The 17,585-nt window shown below is 65.1% G+C and carries 11 protein-coding genes and 1 pseudogene; all 12 read right to left on the reverse strand.

Annotated features, from left to right (window positions below):
• Positions 1-63: 63 nt before the first annotated feature.
• Complete coding sequence (locus IDH44_RS02280; RefSeq protein WP_223869303.1) at positions 64-681, reverse strand: TetR/AcrR family transcriptional regulator; 618 nt, start codon at positions 679-681, stop codon at positions 64-66.
• A 195-nt stretch (positions 682-876) separates the two neighbouring features.
• Positions 877-1,314 carry an alpha/beta fold hydrolase gene (locus tag IDH44_RS02285; protein WP_190914271.1) on the reverse strand — a complete coding sequence of 146 codons (438 nt, stop codon included), beginning with the start codon at positions 1,312-1,314 and terminating at the stop codon, positions 877-879.
• A 66-nt stretch (positions 1,315-1,380) separates the two neighbouring features.
• On the reverse strand, positions 1,381-1,719 hold the full coding sequence (locus tag IDH44_RS02290; protein ID WP_190914507.1) for a DUF1801 domain-containing protein: 339 nt from the start codon (positions 1,717-1,719) through the stop codon (positions 1,381-1,383).
• A gap of 183 nt (positions 1,720-1,902) precedes the next feature.
• Positions 1,903-2,273: pseudogene (locus IDH44_RS02295) on the reverse strand (sigma factor); the annotation flags it as partial.
• A gap of 104 nt (positions 2,274-2,377) precedes the next feature.
• On the reverse strand, positions 2,378-4,393 hold the full coding sequence (locus IDH44_RS02300) for an alpha-L-arabinofuranosidase C-terminal domain-containing protein (protein ID WP_190914273.1): 2,016 nt from the start codon (positions 4,391-4,393) through the stop codon (positions 2,378-2,380).
• A 4-nt stretch (positions 4,394-4,397) separates the two neighbouring features.
• A complete protein-coding gene (locus IDH44_RS02305; protein WP_190914276.1) occupies positions 4,398-5,837 on the reverse strand; it encodes a family 43 glycosylhydrolase in 1,440 nt (479 codons plus the stop codon).
• Between the two features lie 16 nt (positions 5,838-5,853).
• Entirely contained in the window at positions 5,854-8,727 is a 2,874-nt protein-coding gene (locus IDH44_RS02310; RefSeq protein ID WP_190914278.1) for a fibronectin type III domain-containing protein, read from the reverse strand.
• Between the two features lie 22 nt (positions 8,728-8,749).
• Positions 8,750-10,297, reverse strand: coding sequence for an extracellular solute-binding protein (locus tag IDH44_RS02315; protein ID WP_190914280.1), 1,548 nt, complete (start codon positions 10,295-10,297; stop codon positions 8,750-8,752).
• Positions 10,294-12,426: a hypothetical protein gene (locus tag IDH44_RS02320; protein WP_190914282.1), complete on the reverse strand. Its 2,133-nt coding sequence runs from the start codon at positions 12,424-12,426 to the stop codon at positions 10,294-10,296. Before IDH44_RS02320 ends, IDH44_RS02315 begins: the two co-directional genes overlap by 4 nt.
• Before the next feature lie 167 nt (positions 12,427-12,593).
• Entirely contained in the window at positions 12,594-14,642 is a 2,049-nt protein-coding gene (locus IDH44_RS02325) for an alpha-L-arabinofuranosidase C-terminal domain-containing protein (RefSeq protein ID WP_190914285.1), read from the reverse strand.
• A gap of 14 nt (positions 14,643-14,656) precedes the next feature.
• A complete protein-coding gene (locus tag IDH44_RS02330) occupies positions 14,657-16,495 on the reverse strand; it encodes a cache domain-containing sensor histidine kinase (RefSeq protein WP_190914287.1) in 1,839 nt (612 codons plus the stop codon).
• The gene (locus IDH44_RS02335; RefSeq protein WP_190914289.1) at positions 16,492-17,505 is read right to left on the reverse strand and encodes a response regulator; all 1,014 of its coding nucleotides are present in this window, start codon (positions 17,503-17,505) and stop codon (positions 16,492-16,494) included. Before IDH44_RS02335 ends, IDH44_RS02330 begins: the two co-directional genes overlap by 4 nt.
• Positions 17,506-17,585 lie beyond the last annotated feature (80 nt).

Genomic DNA, 17,585 nt, shown 5'->3' on the forward strand with positions numbered 1-17,585 from the left:
TCCTCTCCTATCCGCGGCTCTCTACCAGGTTCTCTATAAAACGAATCATCAAAACCAACACTTCTAAAACCCGCGCTTCAAATACCCGAATGCCGCATCCAGATATTGCTCGAAGGTCGGAGCGTCTGCCGCATAGGCAATCGTCCGGCCCGGAAGCGGTACCTCGACCAGTCCCTCTACGACCGGCATGACCGCGCCATAGATCGCGCCGACGATCATGTGGCAGTAGCCCGGCGGGTAGCGCTCCGCGAACAGCGCCTCCAGCGTCTCCAGCGCCGCACGCTGCAGGCTGCGAAACACATTGAGAATATAAGGCTCGAGCGTCGGGTAGCGCTCGGCCAGCAAGACCAGCTCATGCAGCTTGCGCAGTAGCGCCGCGGTGAATTGCGTCTGCAGCAGTTGCTGCAGCACGTCCAGCGGCGTCGATTCCTCCGGCAGCTCGTCCAGCACATGCTCGGCATCGTCGAAGGCCACGAAGGAAATCGCCGACACCGCCACCGCTTCCTCCTTGCAGGCGAAATGGTTCGCAAACGTTCGGCGCGAATACCCTGCGCGCTGCACGACGTCTTCCACGACGAAGCCGTCCAGGCCGCGCTCCCGCGCCAGCTCAAAGGCCGCCTCCGCCAACGCATGCGCAGTCGCTTCCTTCTTGATCTCGCGCAAACTCGGTTTGTGCATCATTTCGGTTCAACTCCTTGGGCATCTGACTGGCCCCAATGATGGAACACCTTACATTCAAGCTAACACAAAAGATGCCCAATGAGCAACGTTTCTCAAAGAGCAACGTTGCTCATTGGGCATCTTTTTGACAAACTTGTGACTATTCAAGGCTGGAGGACACCAACAGGCAGTCGACTAGGCACTCGGCACTCAACTTCACGGCGAATAAAGCGCCGTCAACTCCGCTGCAATGACCGCGGCGTCCAGCTTTTTCGTACGGCCGAGTTCTTTTTTGCTGACTCGTCGCGCATTCGGAAGTACGCGGGCCAATTCCTCCGCAGCATGGCGCAGCGAGGCCGGGCTGTGCGTCCCGCCCAATACCAGCGTCGGCATCGTCACCGTGCGCCAAGCAGAGGTCGAGAGCGGCCGACCTGCCATGAAGCCGTCCAGCAGCGCCGCATCGTACGGGAGCGCATGGGCGAGACCCTTCAGCACTCGCCAGACGCCGGGCATCAGCCGCATCAGACCGACGACGAACGTCTGGCCCGGGAATCGGCGATAGCCGAACGCACCGGTGACGAGCACCAGCGGCGGCCCCGCACCGGTCTTGTCGTACACGATTGCGGTGCCGTCCTTCGAGGTTACGGTGTCCATCGATGACTCCCTCCTATCTATAGGCATGCCCAGCCTTTTGGCCGATTTCGAACAGGCGCATGCCCTTTACAGCGTGGACGCCGCCTCGCGCAGCAACGCCCCGAGCCCGTCCCGGTCGACGCCGTCGCCTTGCTTCAGCTTGACCGTCTTGCGCTCGGGCGGTCCGTCGAAGCCGGCCGGCACCGTCAGGTGTGCCGTATTGAAGATTGTGAAGCTGACCGCGGCCTTGGCCACCGATATGACGGCCGCGTACTTGCCATTGTGCAAAAAATGCGGCTTCTTGTATTGCATCCGCTCCTGTGCGCCGGGGATCGACGCGTGCACCACCTCGCGCAGCGCAGCGCATGTCTCCTGTTTCCACAGCTCCGGCAGCGTCTCGATATACGTCGTGATTTCTTCGTTCATCATCCTAACCTCCATGTCGTGAATGTCATGTATTGGTCAAGTCAATTCTTCCTAGCAGGGCTCGAGCCGAGCCGTTGTCTCCGGCTCCTCCCACAACCGCTGAAGGTCGATGACGCCTTCGCCGTAGCCGTTCGGATCGGGTGCGAGCCGCGCCCCCAGCTCCTGAGGGTCCGGCGACTCGAACGCGGCGCGCGCCTCGCGGGAGAGCGCCGGGTGACAGGTCGTGAAGATCAGGCGCAGCAGGTCGTCGCCGATCTCACCGTCCGCTGCCCCCTGCAGCTCGGCCTCGGTGTACAGCGGCGCAGCATGCGCGAGCTCCTCGTACTTGCGGCCGCGCATCTTGTCCCGGCGCAGCAGATCGAGCGCCCGGCGCGTGGCCGCCGTCATCAGCCACGCGCCGGGCTTGTCCGGGTGCCGCGCTCCGGCCACTTCTCGAGCGCCGACACGAGCGCGTCCTGCGCCACGTCCTCGGCGAGTCCGACATCGCGCAGCATCCGGGTCAGCGCGGCGATGAGCCGCGCCGATTCGATGCGCCAATTTCCATTGTAAAGCAAAACCCGGCATGCAAAAAGAACAGAAAGACCGCCGCGGCCATGCGGAGTCTTCCTGTTCCAAGTCAGCAACTTAAAACCCAGTGTCGCCCGCACCTCCGGCCAGCCTAACGCCGCACCTCGAGCACGCACACCGCATGCGGCGGCAGCGCCAGCCGCGGACGGTCGCCCGTGAGCGCCACACGGCGTTCGCGCACGGTCAGCGCCGCGGGCGCCGATGCCGAATTGATCGCCTCCGGGTCGTCGCCGCTCAGCTCCCACAGCGTGGCTTCGGACGCGGACGCAAACGCGCCCAACTCGAGCCTCGCGTCCACCGCCTCCAGCCCGCGATTGACCGCGAACACCGTCAGCGCGCATCCCGTCTCGTCGAGCGCCGCCGTCACGTCCAGCACCGGCAACGGTCCCGGGTCCGCGCCGTAGCGATCGGGGCCCGGCGACCAGGCATAGCTCCCGCACGTCGTCCGCACCGGCAGCACGCGGGTGATCGGGCGGCTCGCATAGAGCGCCATGATGTGATACGTAGGCGTGCCGTATACCGCCCGGCTATGCCCGCTCCACCCCGGCAGCCGGCCGCGGCATTGATCCGCATAGTGGTCGCCGACGCGAATGCAGCCGCCGAGCCAGCCGTTGACCAGATCGGAGTAGCTGCCGATCTGCACCAGGGCGGACTGGCGCAGCAGCTCGTTGAAGTGCGCCGCATTGGCGACCGCCGCCTCCAGCGTATGCTCCATCGGCCGCCCCTCGCGCACTGTATTCGGGTAATACATCGTATTGTACTCCGTGATCGCCAGCTTCACGTGCGCGTAGGCCGGATCCTCCGCGAGCACCGCCTCCGTCCTGCCGAGGATCGCCCGGCTCACCTCGGGGAAGGACACCATCGCCGGATACCGTGTCTCCTGCGGCGTCTGCGGCGTGATGCCGACCGTGCCGAAGCCGTGATAGATGTGCAGGGTGAGCATGTCCAGCCTGGCCGCCGAATGGCGCAGTAACGTGCGATTCCAGTCCGGATCGCAGTCGCCGCAGGCGAGCAGCACGATAGCCGGGTCGACCGCCTTCATCGCGTCGGCGAAGCGATTGTAGCGCTCGGCAAATTGCTCCGCCGTGCAGTGCCCGTGCTGCCACGAACCGTAGATCTCGTTGCCGATCTCCCAGTATTGGACGCCGTACGGCTCGGGATAGCCGTATTGGGCGCGCAGCGCGCCGTAGCGCGTATCCGGGCCGCCGTTGCAGTATTCCACCCAGGCCGCCGCTTCCTCCGGCGTCCCGGTGCCGGCGTTGACGCAGATCAGCGGCTCGGTGCGCGTATCCCGGCAGAAGCGAAGGAATTCGTCGGTGCCGAAATACTTATTGGTCCAGCCGCCCCACGCTTCGTTCCGCATATTCGGCCGCTCCAGCGACGGGCCGATCGCATCCTCGAAGTGATACGCGCTGATATGGTTGCCGGCCAGCCGCATCATGCCCGGGCGCAGCCGGCGCGTCAGCTCGACGACCTCGCGCTTCACGCAGCCGATGCTGTCGGCAGGCAGCAGCGAGATGTGGTCGAGCCAGATCGTGCCCGAGCCGACCCCGTCGCGCCATGTCTCCTCCTCCTCCTCCGCCGACAGATAGAGGCGCAGCTCGGCATGCTCGCATGCGCGGATCGGGGCGAGCTCGGCCTCATACGTGTGCCAGCGGTGCCCGCGCAGCGGCAGCTCGACCCGGGCCAGCAGCTCCCCGCTCGCGCGGTCGACCAGTGCGCAGTAGGCCGCACGCAGGTCCGGGGCGGCGCGCGCCACGACCTCCAGTCGGTACGTCGTCTCGCCAGCCACGCTGACTGGCTGCCCGATGCCGCCGCGGCAACGGTCCGCTCTCAGGATGCGGATGCGCTGGCTATGACCGGAGTGGCGCGGCGCGGCCGGTTCCAGGCCGTATTCGGTATTGCGGCCATCGGTCACCGCGTGCCACCCCGCCGACACGCCGCGGCTGTCGGCTTCTTCCTCGAAGTCCATATCCCGCAGCACGAAGGCCAGCATCGCGTCCATATGATCGCGGATGTCCTCGACGAAGTGGCCGAAGAGGTACGGATTGACGCGATGCGCCGACGGGGACGCGGTGTCGACGGTAATCGCGGCTTGCGTCGTCATGGCATCACTCCTTCCCATTCTCGCGCTCCAGCAGCGCGACATCCGCCTCGCGCAGCGGCACGGAGTAGATCCGCACATGGCGGATCGCGCCGGCGAAGGCCGCGCGGCCGTCGGCGTCGCCGAACGCGTCTTCGCCGAAGCGGCCGCCGTAGCCGCCCGGGCCGTCATGGGCCCGGACGAGCGCGAGCGGGGCGCGCGCCTCGGCGGCTGCGCCGCCGGCCAGCAAGCGCAGCGCGCCTTCCTCGTAGACGAGCGCGACCGTCTGCCACTGCGTCGCGACCAGCAAGCCGCCGGCGCCGGCGACCGTCAGGCGGACGCCGCTCGAGCAGACGACGCCCTCCAGCCGGCCGTCGCGCAGGCGCAGCGCCAGACCGTTGCACGCATCGCCCTCGTCGTACAGCAGCTGCGTGCCGGCGAGCGATTCGGGCCGGATCTGCATCGTCACGGTGCGCATGGCGAAGGCGTCGTGCAGGAAGCCGTCCGGCTCCGCCGACGCGACCCGCACCGGCGCATAGGTCGTCGTCTTGTAGTGGGCCACCAGCGCGTAGCGCGCCAGCAGCCGGGCCAGCTCCGGCTCCGCCACCGCGAATACGGTCGCGTGCCGTGCCCGGTACGGGAAGCGCACGCGGCGCTCGTCCAGCTCCTCCGACCAATGAATCAGGTCCTCCGATTCCATGACGCCGAACTTGCCGTAGGCCCAGTAATCGTAGAGCAGCAGCCACTTGCGCTCGTCGGCGAGCCACAGGAATTCCGGCCCTTCCGTATAATCCGGCGTACGGAAGCCCGGCACCAGCGTGTACGGCCCCTCCGCCCGGTCGGCGACCGCCAGTACATTGCACGGCGGATGCGGGAAGCGCTCCGGCTCGTAGACGTGGCTCTCGTCCTTCACCGCCATATAATGCCGGCCGCCGTGCTCGGCCAGGCTGGCGTCGATCGTCTGGAAGCCCGGATCGAAGAACAGCCCCGTCTCGGAGAAGGCGGACCAGTCCCGGGTACTTGCGGCATAGTGCTTGCTGTTGCCGAGGTCCAATCCCGTGCTGGAGGCCCAATAGACGAGATGCTCGCCCGTCTGTAGGTCGCAGTGGAACTCCGGCGCCCAGCTGTTGACCGTATCCGGCACGCCTGCCATGAGCGGCAGCGCCCGCTCGTCCGTCCAGTGCATGAGATCGTCCGAGGCCGCATAGCCAATCGACGGGCCCATCGGACGGATCGTGAAGACGAGATGCCAGCGGCCGTCCGCGCCGCGCCCGATGAACGGGTCGCGCAGGATGCCCTCGCCAAGCGAGGACGCCCACACCGGCTGATTGCCGTTCAGTTCGTACCAGCGCCGTCCGTCGCGGCTGTACGCATAGTGCAGCTGCTCGACCTTGTGCGTCTGTCCCGGGCCGGAGCGGAAGTAGCCCATCACATAGGCGGGCGCTCCGGCCGATCGGGATGCTGTCATGCGCGCTCACCTCCTGTTAATTTTTGCGAAGCGTGTTCGAGTGATGGTAGCTCGAGCCGTTGGCATTGTCGGCCGTGATGTAATAGTAGTAGGTCGTGCCCGGCGTCGCGCTCGCGTCGGTATACGTCGTGCCCGTGATGCCGCTCTGCAGCGCGGCGAAGTTCGTATGCGGCTGCGTGCTGCGGTAGACCGTGTAGCTGGCCGTATTGTTGCGGTAGATGCGCACCGAATTGTAGTTCGCCTGCTCATTGAGCGTGTACAAGCCGAACCTGCCGCTCGGATGCGCGGTGTCGGTGGCGGTCAGGATCGGGCCCAGATGATTGATCGAGCCCTGGATCGTATTGCCCTCGACCCGGATATGCATGAGCAGCTGGGTCGGATCCAGCAGCGGCGCGTTCAGATCGGCCCGGGTCCTGCTCGCCAGCACCGTCTCGGCGCCATTCACGACCTTGACGAGCTTGAAGCGATCCTCGTTGACGTTGTAGACGAACTTGTAGTAGTTGGCATCGTCCACATAGCGGGCCACGACGCCGTAAGCGTAGGCTGCCTTGCCGAGGGCCTCCGCTCCCTGCTCGACCATCGCTTCGCCCTCGTAGTCGCCGGTCGCGCTGCTGGCGAACACGGTCAGCCCGGTCCCCTCCAGCGGAGCGCGGTAGAAGTTCGCCTGCCGGGCGCTGTCGGTGTAGATCGACCAGGCGCCGATGCGCGGCGTCCAATTGTTGGCGACGCCGTCCTCGAAGTATTCGCGGTACGTCTCCGTGCGGGTCGGATTCCAGCTCAGGCTGATCGAGCCCGCCGATTCGCTCGTGATGACGGCATGGTGCGGCGCGAGCGGCAGCCATCCCCCCACCGTCGCGGACAGCTCCGCCGACGCCGGGCTCTCGCCCCGGCCGTTGTACGCCTTGACCGTGAAGTAATAGGTTGCGCCCGGCGTCAGACCGGTCACCAGCTGGCCGAGATTATTGCCGACCTCGACCGTCTCCGTGTAGGAGCCGGACGCCGTGCCGTAGTACAGCCGGTAGCCAGCAGCTCCGGGCACGCTCTGCCACTCGACGGCCAGATTGCCGAACGTCTCGGCGTACGCCCGCCGCGCCAGCGGCGCCGCCGGCGGAGACAGCGTCGCCGACGTCTCGTTGGAGACGGCGCTCTCGCCGGTCGCATTGTAGGCCGTCACGGCGAAGTAGTAGGTGCTGCCGTTGGACAGGCCGGTGATCGTGCGGCTCAGGTTATTGCCCGCGTCCACCGTCGTCGTATAGCTGCCGGAGGCGGTGCCGTACTTGACCCGGTAGCCCGTCGCGTTGAGCGCCGGCTGCCAGTTCAGCGCGACCTGGCCGTTCCCTGCTTCCGTATGCATCAGCGCCGTCGCGCGCGGCGCGTCGGCTCCGGTACCGCGCGACCATTCCACCCGCATCACGCTGTACGGCGGCACGAGCACCGGATTGCCGGTCGCGGCCGTCTGCACCGTCACCGCGCCCGGGGCGCTCGGGCTGTTCGTGGTCAGCGGATCGGCTGAGGCGGTATAGGTCTTGGTCATCGCGGCGGCGACGCTGCTGCCGTCCAAGCGAATATCCACCTCGTGCTCATTGGCCGACTTGTTCGTAATGACGACGTAATTGCGGCCGTTGTCGCCGCGGATCGCCTGCGCGAACAGCGCCGGCATCGTGCCGCCCGTCCGACTGACGGTGTCTCCGCCCGTCACGGTCGTGCCCCAGGCGACCGTGCCCTGATTGACCGCGCCGTCGATGACCTGCAGCGAGGCGGCCGGCGTGCTGTAATAGGGCTCGAAGTCCAACGCCGCCGTATCGACCGTATTGCCGTCCTGATAGGCGTCCTCCAGCACCGCGCCGTGGCTCTCGGCCGGCGTGAAGACGCCGTTGGTGAAGCGATAGCCCGCCAGGTAGGAGATATTCGGGTTCGTCATCAGGCGCAGCACCGACTCGCTGACGTAGATGCCGCCGTACTGCGTATTGTCCAGCAGGCCGCCGAGCTGCACCCCGTGCTCGCCGATGAAGATCTCCGGATCGCTCAGATTGGCGACGTATTCATTGGCGATCAGGCTGTTCCAGCCTGACAGATAGCCGTTCGCGTCGGTCATCGCCGCGGCGGCATTCGCCCCGTTGCCGACGAAGCGATGCGTCGTGATCGCGTCCCAATACGGCGTCGGATAATCGTAGACGTCCTCGTCGAAGCTCGCCACCTGCTTGTTGCTCATCGAGACGATCGTGCGGGCGCCGGGGTAGGCCGACTTGATGACGTCGTTGAACACCTTGACCCGGTCCAGATAATCCGTGCCGGTCTTGAAGGCCGGCTGCTGGTTGCCGCTGTCCGACACGTAGAACGAAATCTCGTTGCCCAGCTCGAAATACAGCACCGGCACATGATTCTCATACAGATACTTGGCCAGATCGCGCGCCTGCTCCGGGTTGTACTGCAGCACATTGACCATGATGACCGCCTTGGCCCCCGTCTGCTGCAGGAACGTCACATAGTCGGAGATACGCTCGCCGCCCTTGGCGATCTGATAGCGCTTCGCATACAGCTGATTGTAGTAACGCCGGGGCTCTCCCTGCGCTTGCCCCGTATACTCGGAATCGGTGAGGCCGAGCTTCCAGGAGAAGCTGTTGGTCGGCGTGCCGCCCGGCCATCTGACGAAGCCGATGCGGCCGTAATCGTGCGCCGCCTGAATAAAATCGGGATCGTCCATGACGAGCGCGGTGCGCTCCGGTTCATTGTTGAAGCCGCGAAAATCGGGATTATAGGTGGTCGTATCGCTCGTATCGATCGAAATGACGGCCGCCGTCGCGGCATCCGCCTGCTCCGGCGCCCAGCCGCTCCCCCACAAGGTCGTCAGCAGCACCGCCGTCATCGTCCATATACCGGCCTTTTTCATGCCCAGATCGCCTCCCGTTCGTTTATTGACGCGCGTCGTAGATCTCGTTCACTTCCGCCGTGAGCTGCTCGCCGCCGCCTGCCAGCCAGGCGCTGACCGCACTGTCGATTTCCTCCAGCGGAGCCTCGCCCGTGATCACCTTGACCATCGCCGACATCCACTTCGTGTTCAGGGTGGCGAAGTTCGCCGACTGATACGCCTCCGTCTCCACCGCCAGCCCGAGTCCCGGGTTCGGCCAGTCGTACTTGCCGTTGTTGCTCAGCCACTGCTCGACCGCTTCGACATAGGCCGGGTCGCTGTACTTGTGCAGCTGGATGCCATTGTCGGCGCGCCGGAAAAAATTGATCGACAGCAGATTGCCGGCATTCTTGGTCTCGAGCTTCCGGTACGCGCCGTCTGCTGTCTGCTCGTAATCGACGCCTTCGACGCCATGCTTGATCAGATCGTAGCCCTCCTCGGAGAGCATGTAATCGAGCAGCTTCAGGATGCGCTGCTGCTTGACGGGGTCGATCTTGGCATTGATGACGACCTTGGTCTGGCCCATGCCGTCCGTCTGGAGCGCGCGGATGCCGGTCGGGCCGGCCGGAGGGTCCAGCTGCACCAGCTCGGCCTCCGGCACATTCTTCTGCACGTTCGGCTCATCCAGGCGCAGCACCTCGTTCGCATTGACCCGCTGGATGCCGACCTGGCCGTTCCACAGCTTGTTGCGCGCGTCGGCCGGCTTCATTACCAGGAAGTTGGGATCGAGCACGCCCTCCTCGTAGGCGGTCCGCAAAAAGCCGATAAACGCCTTGAGCTCCTCCGTCTGCGCCTGCATCGCCACCAGCTCGCCGTCCTGCAGCGCCCATTCATTGCCGAGGCCGAAGGCGCCCTGCAAATATTCCGCATTCTCGAAGCGGCCGCTGTCGTTGACGATAATCGAGAAGCCGGTCGTGTCGGCGCGGCCGTTGCCGTCGGGATCGTCGGTGACGAACGCCTTGGCGACCGCATAGAATTCATCGACCGTCTGCGGCATCTCCAGGCCAAGATTGTCCAGCCAGTCCTGACGGATCGCCAGCGAGAACAGATGCGGGATGCTGTAATAGGGCAGGCCGTAATAATGGTCGTTGTCATTGAGCTCCTGCCACGCTTCCTCGGGCAGCTGCTCCGTCAGATTCGGATAATCGCCGAGCAGCGGCTTGACGTCCAGGAAGACGCCCTTGTCGCGCCACTGCATGTAGTCCTGGGTCGTCACACGGTAGACGTCGGGCAGACTGTTGGAGGCGGCCAGCACGCTGATCTTGTCGTTGTAGCTCGCGCCCGGCGTCCATTGCAGGTCGAGCGTGACGTTCAGCTCCTCGTTCAGCCGCTGCACCAGCTCGGAGTCGTTGTCCGGCCCGATCTCGGCGTACTGCGGCATCATCAGCGCAATCTCCAGATGCTCGGCGCCGTCATCGGCGGGCGTCTCGGCAGACGGCGATGCCTCCGTACCCGTATTCGCGCCGCCGGACGCGGCGCCGTTGTCCGACGAGCAGGCAGCCAGGCTGCCGGCTGCCAGCGTCAGCGCACAGATCATGATCAGCTTCTTCATCGTATCGATCCCCTCTTCTCTGTGAATCGGAATGTGATGCGCGCCACCGAGCCGGGCGGCATCGTCAGCTCGGCGGCCCCGCCGCGCGAGGCGCGCAGCTGCGCCGCCGCGATGCGATAGCCCGCAGGGCCGCGCCAGTCGTCCTGGCGCAGGAACGGCGTGTCGGCGTGCTGCAGCAGCGCGGCCGACTCGGCCGCGCCCTCCCGACCGTCGCCCTCGATCCGCAGCGTGCGCGGGGCCGAGAGATCGCGATTGACGGCGAACAGCACGAGCTCGTCCCCCGCATCCGAGAGGATCGCCGCCGTATCGAGATACGCAATGCCGGGCATCGGGCGAATCCGCACCCAGGTCGCCGGCATGTCGAAGGTCGCGCCCTCCCCTGCAAGCGTCAGACTGCGCCAGCTCGTATCCGTCCGCATGAACGGCTCGGCATACAGCCGCGACGTGTCGTTGCCGGGATTGACCGGCCGCATATCGACCGGGTACGCCCGGGAATAGAGCGTATTGTCCCGCTGATAGGCATAGCGGACGGCGTCGCCCTGGCGGATGAAGACATTCAGCATCGAGGCGACGTAGCAGGCGTGCGCCATCGTCTCGTACTCCGCCCTGGGCCAGTCCGGATCCGTCTCGGGCTCCAGGTTCCACTCGCCGATCTCCAGGGCGAGCGGATGAAAGCCGTGCTGCGCCCCGAGCGCCTTGAGCTCGCAGATCAGCGCCTCGTACTGGGTCGGATAAGCGACCAGCACCTGATTGTAGTGCACCGGGTCGGCCCGATTGTCGTCCAGCCACTGCCGGCGCAGACCGGGATCGCGGATGCCCCGCGTGTACTGATGAATGTCCAGGCCGTCGACATGAGCCGGTCCGGCGATCCGCAGCACGCGCTCGTTCCAGAGCGGCGGCTGCCCCGGCACTTCCGAATAATCGACGTACATCGGGTCTTCGCCGGCGATCAGCACCGTGATGTCCGGGTCGACGCGCCTCATCGCCGCGGTATACGTCTGGATGCGCGCGGCGAAGTCGAGCGAATCCGTGTAGCCGAACTGGTAGTCGCCGTACGTCTCATTGCCGACCTGCCACAGCCGGACGCCCCACGGCTCGGGATAGCCGTGCTCGGCGCGCAGCCGACCCAGCGGCGTATCGGCGCCGCCGTTGACATATTCCACCCACTCGGCCGCCAGCTCGGGCGGCAGGTCGCGGCTGAAGCCGATATTGAGCAGCGGCTCCGCGCCCGCCAATTGGCAGAATCGCAAAAATTCGTTGGTCCCGAAGTAATTCGGCTCCAGCCCGCCCCAATTCAGATTGTCGCGCACCGGCCGCTGCTCCCACGGCCCGATGCCGTCCCGCCAATTGTATTCATTGGCGTAATTGCCGCCCCAGCGGATCGTCGTCACATGATAGCGCCGCAGCAGCGCAATCGTCTCCGGATTGTACAGCCCTTCCACCGCATCGCCGGAGGCCAGCCGCACCCAATCCAGGTCAACGTTGCCAGGCCCGTCCGCTTCGGCGGTCAGGCTGAGCCGGTATTCGCCGAACGGCGAGTCCCGGAAGCGCTGCGCGCTGGCCCGGGACAACGTCAGATCGAGCGCATGATGCGCCCACGCCGCGCCCAACTGGACGACGCCCTCGGCCAGCACCGTCCCCCCCTGATCCTCCAGCGCGGCGTACAGGCGTGCATTCGGGTTCGAAGCGCGCGCATACAACTGTAGCCGATACGCCGGCGTGCGCGTGTCGGGCAGCGTGATCCGCTGCGCCACCCCGCGCCGCTCGCCCGTCCCGTCCAGCGCGAAGCGCTGGAATCGCTTCCACTCCGACTTGCCGTGCCTCCCGCCCTCCGGCTGCGCGTAGGTGCCTGCGCGGGCGCTGACCGGCTCCCACGGATACGCCAGGCCTGGCGTGACCGGCGTATCGCGGTACATCACCTCGGTTCGCATCGTCCAGGGCAGGTTGGTGCCGTCCTTTCTTCGTTTCGCGTGCCACTGCTCGAACGAGCCGTTGGCGATACAATCCTCCACGATGCCCGGATACGTATCGCGGCCGTTCATTTCGAAAAACTTGCCAAATATGCGCTTGTCGACCCGCCACTCGCTCACGCTGCGGGCGGAGCGCTCGATTCGCACATGCGCGTCCATGCCGCTCCTCCTTCTCCCTCCGGCCGCAAGGCAGCCGGTTCATCGCCTTGCTGCTCTCAGTATGCCATGCTGCGGGAGCCGATGCGTTACACAGAAACGCGAAATGTTATCCGATTTCACCGAATGTGGGGGCGGGATAGAAGTGCGGTGAAAACTAACGCCAACATTTAACCTCCCGAATTACTTGAATTTGGACCCCTTACTTCTAAAAACGCCTCCAGCACGGTGACGGAATGCGGGGGCAGCACGGCCTCCCAGCGTGCGCCGTCCAGCTGCACCGTGCGCACGACCTCCCGGATCGCCTCCGGCTCGTCGATCGTATTGCGCGCCTCGCAGCCGGGGCCCGCCAGCTCGCGGACAGTCGCTTCGCCGAGCGGCTGCCAGGCCGCCAGGTCGCAGCTCAGCGGCGCCGCCTCCAGCGCACGATTGACGACGAAGAGGAGGAGCGTATCGCCCGGCTCGGTCACGGCGCCGACGACGTCCAGCTCCTGGAGGTCGCCCAGTTGCAGCGGCAGCGCCGATTGTCCTGCGTCGAACCGGCCGCAGCGCACGTCCGTCTCCACCAGACGATGCGGGCGACGACGCGCATACATGCGCAGCAGGTGGTACGTCGCCGTGCCGAACACGACCTCGCCCCGGCCGCTCCAGCCGGGGCGCTTCATGCGCTCGTAGCCGTCTCCGACCCGGATGCAGCCGCCGACCCAGCCGTTCACGAGGTCGGAGAAGTTCGCGATCTGCACCAGATCGCCCTGGCGCATCATCTCGTTCAGCAGGCACGCATTGGCGACCGCCGCCTCGAGTGTATGCGCATTGGGCAGATCGGGATTGGGGAAGTACATCGTGTTCCACTCCGTCACCGCCAGCTTCACTTGCCGCAGCTCCGCCCGCGCGTCCAGCAGCGCCCGGATGTCATCGAATACGGCCCGGGCGATCTCCGGGAAGGCGACCATCGCCCGGAAGCGCTCCGGCGCCGGCGTGCGCGCGTCGATCGGGAAGAAATTGCGCCCCTGGTATAGATGGAGCGTCAAGTAATCCATCTTCGCCCCCGCCCGCTCCAGCACCGTGCGGTTCCAGCCCGGCGCCAGCTCGTCGCGAGCGGTGCCGCAGCCGAGCAGCCGGATCGAGCCGTCCCGCGCCTTCATCGCATCGGCGAACGCCACATATTGCGCGGCGTAGCGCTCGGGTGTGGAGACCCCGGCCTGCCACGGCCCGTACATCTCGTTGCCGAGCTCCCAATACGCGACCCCGTGCGGCTCCGGGTGCCCATTCGCCGCTCTCACTGCCCCCAGCGGCGTATCGGCGCCGCCGTTGCAATATTCGACCCAATCGGCCGCCTCCGCCGCCGTACCGGTGCCCATATTGACGCAGATCTGCGGCTCGACCCCCAGACGCCGGCACAGCGCGATGAATTCGTCGGTGCCGAAGTACTTGTGGATCTGGCCCGCGTCCTCCCAGGCTTCGCTCACATAGTTGGGCCTGAGCGCCGCCGGTCCGACGAAGTCCTCCCAGTGGTACAGGCTGATTGCATTGCCGCCGAGCCGCAGCATCCCGGCGTTCAGCTCGCGAGCCATCGCGAACACCTGCGGCTTGAGCAGCGCGACATGGTCCTCCGGCAGCAGGGAAATGTGATCGAACCAGACCTGCCCCGTCGACACCGAATCCTCCCAGTCCGCCGCCGGCAGCGGCTCCGCCCAGATCTGCAGCTCGGCCGCGGCGCAGTCGCGCCATGCGCGCACGCTCCCCTCCAGCGTCTCCCAGCGGTGACTCCGGACCTCCAGATCCGCGCTGCCCAGCAGCTCGCCGCTCGCCCGGTCGGCCAGTTGGATCCGCAGCATGCGGATCTCCGGCGTCGCCCGGACGACGAGACGCAGCCGGTACGTTATCCCGCCCGCCGCTTCCATCGCCTGTCCGATGCCGGCCGCGCAGCGGTCCTTGTTGAACAGCCGGACCTTCTGGCTGTGCCCGCCGTGCCCCCGCGCAGCCGGCTCCAGCGCATAGCGGGTATGCTTGCCGCAGCCGAGCGGATACCAGCAGCCGGACACGCCGTCGCCGTTGCCGTCCTCCTCTTCGAAGTCCATGTTGCGCAGCGGGTAGGCCAGCATTGCCGGCATATGATCGTCGATATCCTCGATGAAATGGCCGAACAAAAACGGGCTGACCAGATGCTCCGCCCGTTCTTGTCCGACTGTGATCCGCGCTTTTTTCGCTTGCTCCATCTTTCGTTCTCCTTTCACTGCTCCGCCTGCAGCGGCACCTTGACCGACACGACCGTGCCCCTGCCCGCGAACGTCGTAATCGACACGCCGTAGCGGGGACCGTGCTGCAGCACCAGCCGGGCGTGCACGTTGGCGATGCCCAGCGAGAGGCTGCCCGCCAGCGTTTCGTCCGTCTGCTCCCCGATGCCGTCCAGCATGCGCTGCAAGGCCGCCAGCTTGTCCGCGGGGATGCCGTCGCCGTTGTCCGCCACCTCGATGACCAGCTCGTCCGCCGCATCGTAAGCGCTGACAATTACGGTGCCGTTGCCCTGCTTCGGCTCGACGGCGTATTTGACCGCGTTTTCGACGAGCGGCTGCAGCGAGCACTTGACGATGCGCTGTTCGAAGTATTTTTCATTGACGTAGAACCGGCTTTGGAAATGCCGCGGAAAGCGAATCTTGACGATCTCCAGGTACTTCCGCGCGTGCTCCAGCTCGTCCTGCAGCGTAACGGACGGCTCTTTGATCGAGGCGGTATACCGGTAGTAATCGCCGAGGTTTTTCGCAATGATCTGAATGCGCTCGTTTTTTTCGACATAGGCCAGACTGTTGATGATCTCCAGCGTGTTGTACAGCAGATGCGGATTGATCTGGTTTTGCAGCGCCCGGATCATCGCTTCCTTCTGGCCGAGCAGAATGTGCATCTCGTTCACCTTCATTTTGGCGACAGTGTCGATCAGCTTGCTGAGCCGGCTCGACATCCGGTTGTAGCTGTGGCTCAGCACTTGAATCTCGTCCTTGCCCGGCACGACGGCCGCCCGCGCCTCCAGATTGCCCTGCTCCACCTGCTCCATCAGCTGCTTGAGCCGGCGCAGCGGCCGCGTGAAGCGCTGCGCGGCGACCGGGACGAGGATCAGCACGATCGCGACCAGGATCAGCATCGCGGCAATCGCCGCATTGCGCGCCACCCTGACCCCGCTGGCCATCTGCTCGAACGGGATCAGCGCCACCACTCTCCAGTCGGCCAGCTCCGAGACGCTGCTGGAGATCAGCATCTCCGTGCCTTGCAGCGTCTGCACGGCGGACGGCGAATCGAGCCGCAGGGCGGCCAGCGCCGTCTCTGCGAGCGGCTCGCCGCGCAGCTGCGAGTCGGGGTGAACGACCACCGTGCCGTCCTGCGATACGATCAAAAAATACCCTTTGTCCGCCAGCGAGGTGCGGACGAACGTCTTCTCCAGATCGCTGATGCGCAGATTGATCACCAGCCGCCCGGCGAGCTGCATCGTGTCGGTGGAGAAGATCGGCAGTACGAGCGAGATGACGGGCCGGCCCGTCTGCCCGGACCGATGCGTCGGCAGCACCTTGAGCGCCTCGGCCGGCTCCATCGTGAACCACGGCTCCTGCCGGTAGGACGCGTCGATTCGATTCAGGTTCTGCAGATTGGACACGGTGCGCCCGTCCGCCGCCATCAGATAGATGCTGTCGACCTCGTCGTAATTCAACGCCACATAGTTGTTCAGCACATCCTGCAGATCGGCCAGGCGCAACAGCGGCGTCGGACCCGAGTCGGCCAGCCAATTCTGAATGAGGCCGACCTGCTCCGCGGACCGCGTCAGATCGTTGCGGTTGGGGAGCGGGCCGGCCAGCATCGAGGACACCGATATTTTCATCTGTTCGAAATAGAGCTCGAGCTGGCGGTTCAATCGGTAAGAAGCATCGTCCGCGAACTGGAAGAAATCTTTTTTGGCTGCCTCCATATAGAAATAATGCGATAATGCACCCGTCAGTGCGATCGCGGACAGCGTCGCGGTCAGTAGAAGCACGATCAGCTTCAATCGGATCGAAAAGCGGTGGATCCAGCGCCCCCATCTCATAGGCCTAACCGCTTCCGGTATTCATTGGGCGTCATGGCCAGCACTTGCTTGAATACCCGGTTGAAGTAGGGCAGCGAGGCAAAGCCGACGGCTTCCGCAATCTCGTAGATTTTGCGATCGGAGCTGCGCAGCAGCTCGAGCGCCTTGTCCACCCGCAGCTGATTGAAATAGTTGACGTAGCTCTTGCCCGTATGCTGCTTGAACAGCACTCCAAAATAGGACGCGCTCAGATTGGAGTAATCGGCGATCTGCTTGAGCGTCATGTCTTCCGTCAGATGGTCTTCCATGTATGTGATCGCACGCGCGATCACCAGCTTCATGTTGCTGCCCGCAAACTGCGGGTACTGCCGAATCCATTCGTGCAGCAGCTCGCGCATGTACAGCCGCACCTGATGGCGTCCCGCCTCTTCCGGCAGCCCGCTGTCGGCATAGGTCGGATCGATCGCCTTGACGCAGTCGACCAGCTTGGCTGCAAAAATATGGCTGTAGCTAATCCGCGCGCCGGGGTCCTGCATCCGCGTACCGAAGATGCGGTCGACGATCCGGTCGGCCCGCTCGAATAGCTGCACCGATTGACTGTCCGGCATGCCGTCAATGAACGCCTGCATCTCCAGCAGCAGTTGATTGGGCTCGGCGAAGGCCGCCAGTCGGCTGATCGAGCGGGTCATCGCGCCGTGCAGCTCGCGCTCCGAGATCGGCTTCAGCAGATACTCCGACACGTTCAACCGGATCGCATGCTGCGCATACGGAAAGTTGTCGTGCCCGCTGATAATGATCGATACGACCGGCAGCTGCTGCGTGCGGATGCGCCGCAGCAATTCCAGACCGTCGGCGTCCGGCAGCTGGATATCGGTGATCACCAGCGTCGGCCACAGCTCCTGCATGAGCCGCCAGCCTTCCTCGCAGCTCGCGGCCTCGCCCGTCACCTTGAAGCCTTCCATCTGCTGCACCATCTCCACCACGGCATCCCGAATCAGCGGCTCATCTTCGACGACCAGCACATGATACATTGGACTCCCCCTGTATTCGCAGGCTCCTGCGGAGCCGTAATACCTCAACCATACGCAATTTTCGGGCATTTGACAAAGCC

Origin of the sequence: Paenibacillus sabuli, from assembly GCF_014705605.1 — a bacterium.
Taxonomy (GTDB): domain Bacteria; phylum Bacillota; class Bacilli; order Paenibacillales; family Paenibacillaceae; genus Paenibacillus_D; species Paenibacillus_D sabuli.